Raw genomic sequence first — 4,653 nt, 5'->3', positions numbered from 1 at the left:
GGCCAGGATGTCGCCGAACGAATAGATCGCGCTTTGCCGCCCGTCGCGGCGCACCGCGCTGACGAAGGTGCCGCGCCCATGGCGGCGGACCACCAGGCCGCGTTCGGCCAGGTGGGCCAGCGCCTGGCGGATGGTGATCCGGCTGACATCGTAGAGAGCGCAGAGTTCGGCCTCGGACGGGAGGCGATGGAGAAAGCGCGGGTCGTGGCCGATATGCCGGCCGATATCGGCCGCCACCTGCAGATAGAGCGGATCGGGGCTGGCGCTGTCGAGAGCGGCGGCGAAGGCGCGCGGGCTTGTCGGCATGGGGGACTCGCGATCGTTGCTGAATGGGATTGAAATGGCGCCGAAGTTGTTATAGGACATCATATAACAACATGAGACATCTTGCCGCGAGCGAACGCCAAAAGCCCGCGCCCTGTCAATGTCGCGCCCATAACCATGCCCTTCCCTCCAGGATTGCCTTCAGGACCCGATGATGAAACGCTGCCTGCTTCTTGTCGCCACCGCGCTGGCCAGTGGCGCGATGCCCGGTCTGGCACATGCCGATACCCGCGATACCCAGGATGCCGCCCATCGGGGTGCTGCCGTGTCCGCCCCGCCGCGTGTCGCGTCCGCCGCGGGGAAAGGCAGGAGCGGCGCAAAGGCGGCCGAGGAGATCAGCGTGGTGCGGCAGAGCGTGGGCGGCGGCCGCATGACGGTGCAGAACGGGGTGCGCAATCGCAGCGAGGTCACGCGCGATTTCATCGCCAAGCAATCGCCGACGCCGAACGTGTTCCGGCTGATGGCGAGCATGCCGGGGGCGAACGTGGCCAGCGCCGATCCGTACGGCATGGTCAGCGGCAACATCACCGTACGCGGCATGAACAGCGACCAGATCGGCTTTACGCTGGAAGGCGCGCCGCTGAACGATATCGGGTCCTACATGGCGTTTCCGACCGAATGGGTGGATTCGGAGAACCTGAGCCAGGTGACGATGCAGCAGGGGTCGGCCAACCTGGATTCGCCGGTCATCGGGGCGTCGGGCGGGATTACGACCATGAGCCTGATCGATCCGGCCGAGACGTTCGGCGGCACGGTCGCGGGGTCATATGGTTCGTACCATACGCACCGGGAGTTCGTCCGGCTGAATTCGGGCCTGATCGGCCATTCGGGCGTGCGGGCGTTCGTGTCCTGGTCGCACCTGGAGGAGCCGCATTTTCGCGGCGCAGGCGACGACCACAAGCAGCATGTCGATTTCAAGATGCTGAAGGAGTGGGATGGGGGGAGCCGCAGCAGCCTGGTCCTGACCTTCGACGATTCGATGAAGGTGGCCTATCTGTCGCCGACGCTGGCGCAATGGCAGCAATTGGGGCGCGACGCGAACTATGCCGAGAATTACGCGCCGAACAGCACCAGTTACTGGAAGCTGCATCAGAGCCCCTATCGCGTCATCGTCATGAGCGCGCCGCAGAAGATCGTGATCAGCGACCATGTGGGCCTGGACGTCACGCCCTATTTCTACTGGAATTCCGGGACCATCGCCTCGGCGTCGGTCCTGTCGGAAAGAGCGGTCTATGCCGGGACGCGGCGCTATGCCATCGATCTGAACAATAACGGGGTGATCGGCGACCGGGTGCTGATGTACACGCCGTTTGGCACGCCGTACGTATACCGGCCGGGCGTGGTGTCGAAGATCCATGTCGATTTCGGACATCACAGCCTGGTCTTCGGCGATTGGTACGACTGGTCGCGCGAGCGCATGGTCAACCCGTACAGCATGATCGGCGCCAATGGCGGGCCGGCGAATGTCTGGGGATTCCAGGGCAACGTGACGCTGCCGGACGGGACGCGGCTGGCCAGCTATGACAATCTGACGGTCACCCAGGTGAATTCGCTGTTCTTCGGCGACAGCTATGCGGCGCTGGGCGACAGGCTGCACCTGGAGGCGGGCATCAAGGAAACCATGGTGGCGCGCACCGGGTACAATTACCTGCCCGGCGCGCAGTACCGCAGCGGCACCAATGCGGCGGTCACCACGCCGAACCTGGGCGGGCGCTACCGGTTCGACGCGCATCACCAGATCTTCGGCGGCGTGGCCACCAATTTCCGCACGCCGACGCTGAACGCGCTGTACAACACCTATAGCGCCAGCACGGGGGCGATCACGACCCTGGCCAATCCCGGACAGAAGACCGAATATTCCATCGAGGAGGAAATCGGCTATCGTTACCAGGGCGATGTGCTGAACGGGTCGGTGACGTTCTTCAACTATAATTTCACGAACCGGCAGGTGGCGACGCAGGTCGTCATCAACAACGCGCAGATCACCCAGAACATCAATGCGGGCGGCCAGACCTCCCGCGGGGTGGATGTCGAACTGGGAACCCGGCCGTGGCACCATTTCCGGCCCTATGTCTCGGCCGAATACCTGAACGCGCGGATCGACAGCAATTACCAGGTGGGCGCCGATTTCCTGCCGACGCGGGGCAAGCAGGCGGTGCGCAGCCCGAACGTGCAGGCGGCGGTCGGGCTTGATTACGATGACGGGACCTATTTCGCGGGGGTGCAGGTCAAATATGTCGGACGGCAGTTTTCGACCTTCATGAACGACCAGGCGATGCCCGGATATGTCGATGCCGACATGAATTTCGGCTATCGTGCACCGAAGCTGTGGCGTGCGCGGCCGGAATTGCGGCTTAATCTGATGAATGTGGGCGACAACAAATATCTGTCGGGGCCGGCCGGGATTGCGCCGTCGGCCCGCGCGACGCGGGGGATTTACGGCACAATGATCGGGGCGACGGGGACACCGACCTATTACGTGGCGGGCGGATTTGCCGCCATGATCACGGCGAGCACGGGGTTCTGATCCCTTGATGCGGGTGATCGGCCGGCTGGACCGGTTTTTCGGGCTGCGCCGCGCCGGCACGACGGCGGGGCGGGAGGTGGTGGCGGGGCTGACCACCTTTACCGCCATGGTCTATTGCGTGGCGGTGAATCCGATGATCCTGGCGGCCGCCGGGATGGACCGGGCCAGCGTGCTGAGCGCCACCTGCCTGGTCGCGATCGTGGCGAGCGCGATGGTGGGGCTGCTGGCCAACCTGCCGCTGGGGCTGGCGCCGGCGATGGGGTCGAACGTCATCTTCGCCTATGTGCTGGTGGTGCAGATGGGGGTGCCCTGGCCGGCGGCGCTGGCGGTCGTGTGCCTGACCGGGGTCATTTTCCTGGTGCTGACCCTGACGAAATGGCGCGAGCGGATCGCCCATGAGCTGCCCGATGCGCTGCGCGTCGGCATCCAGATCGCCGTGGGGCTGGTGATCATGTTCATCGGCATGCGCAATGCGGGATTCGTGGTGGCGAGCAAGACGACCTTCGTCACCATGGGATCGCTGGCCGATCCGGGCGTGCTGCTGACGGTGGCGGGCTTTGTCCTGACGCCCGCGCTGGTGGCGCGGCGCGTTCCCGGCGCGCTGATCCTGTCGATCGTCGCGATGACGGCGGCCGGGCTGTTCATCCCCGACGGGCATGGCGGCACGATCACGCGCTGGCCGGAGCGGCTGCTCGCCATGCCCGTCTGGCCGGCGGCGACCGCGTTCCGGCTGGATTTCGGCTATGTCGCGCGGCATGTCTTCTATCTGCTGCCGATGCTGTTCTTCTTTCTGTGCACGGAATTGTTCGGCACGCTGGCGAACCTGCTGGGCGTGGTCAGCGCGGCGGGCATGCTGAAGCGCGGCGGGGCGATCCCGCGCGCGACCGAGGCCTTTGCCAGCGACGCGGTGGGGACCATCGTGGGACCGCTGCTGGGCACGGCGGTGGTGACGGTCTATTCGGAATCGGTCACCGGGGTGCAGGCGGGCGGGCGTACCGGCCTGACGGCGCTGACGATCGCAGCGGGATTTGCATTGTCGCTGTTCCTGTGGCCGCTTTTCATGATCGTTCCGCCGCAGGCGACCGCGCCCGCGCTGCTGATGGTCGGCATGCTGATGTTTCACGGCATCGGACGGCTGGACCTGGACGATCCGGGCCAGACCGTGCCGGCGATCCTGACCTTCATGATCGCGCTGCTGACCAGCAACCTGATCAACGGCATGGCGCTGGGCACCTTCAGCTATATCGTCATGGCGATGGCCGCGGGACGCGGGCGGGCGCTGTCGCCGGTGCTGTGGGTGCTGAGCGCCGTCTTCGTGCTGTTCTTTATCGTTTCGGCCCATCTTCATTCCCCGGTTCATCCCCCGGTTCATCACTGAAAGTCTGTTCATGCGCGGTCCGTTTTCTGAATTTCGTGTGCTGGGGGGCCTGTTGCTGGCGTGCCTGGCGATGGGGTCCGCCGGGGTGCCGGCCAGGGCGGCCGAGCCGTCCCTGGTGATCATGGACAATGATTTCGCCGGGCCCGGCGGCACGAACATGCAGTCGGTCATTCCGCTGCTGGGCGCGCCGGGGGTGCGGGTGCTGGGCCTGACCGTGACGGTCGGCGACGGGTGGGAGAATGCCGAGGTCGCGCATCTGCTGCGGCTGCTGGAACTGGCCGGGGTGCAGGGCGTGCCGGTGGTGCCGGGTGCGACGGCGCCGCTGGTCAATTCGCGCCCGCGCCTGCTGGCCTGGGAGAAGGCCAACGGCGTGATGCCCTGGAAGGGCGCGTGGCGGGGCGATGCGCCCGACAGCCAGCCGCCC

General features: G+C 65.8%; 3 protein-coding genes and 1 pseudogene. 3 read left to right on the top strand and 1 reads right to left on the bottom strand.

Annotated features, from left to right (window positions below; all coding sequences use genetic code 11):
• A partial coding sequence (locus HUK84_RS10910; protein WP_176640324.1) for a GntR family transcriptional regulator occupies positions 1 to 306 on the bottom strand: 306 nt, incomplete at its 3' end.
• Positions 307 to 478: 172 nt separating this feature from the next.
• Here HUK84_RS10910 and HUK84_RS10905 point away from each other — a divergent pair.
• From HUK84_RS10905 to HUK84_RS10895, 3 genes and pseudogenes are all read left to right on the top strand, one after another.
• Positions 479 to 2,851 (top strand): TonB-dependent receptor, encoded by a 2,373-nt coding sequence (locus HUK84_RS10905; protein WP_176640323.1) that lies wholly within the window; start codon positions 479 to 481, stop codon positions 2,849 to 2,851.
• A gap of 7 nt (positions 2,852 to 2,858) precedes the next feature.
• Positions 2,859 to 4,229 (top strand): NCS2 family permease, encoded by a 1,371-nt coding sequence (locus HUK84_RS10900; protein WP_176640322.1) that lies wholly within the window; start codon positions 2,859 to 2,861, stop codon positions 4,227 to 4,229.
• Positions 4,230 to 4,239: 10 nt separating this feature from the next.
• Positions 4,240 to 4,653, top strand: a pseudogene (locus HUK84_RS10895) (nucleoside hydrolase); the annotation flags it as partial.

The sequence above is a fragment of the Nguyenibacter vanlangensis genome, from assembly GCF_013376155.1.
GTDB lineage: Bacteria > Pseudomonadota > Alphaproteobacteria > Acetobacterales > Acetobacteraceae > Gluconacetobacter > Gluconacetobacter vanlangensis.
This window is presented reverse-complemented; position numbering and strand designations above follow the sequence as displayed.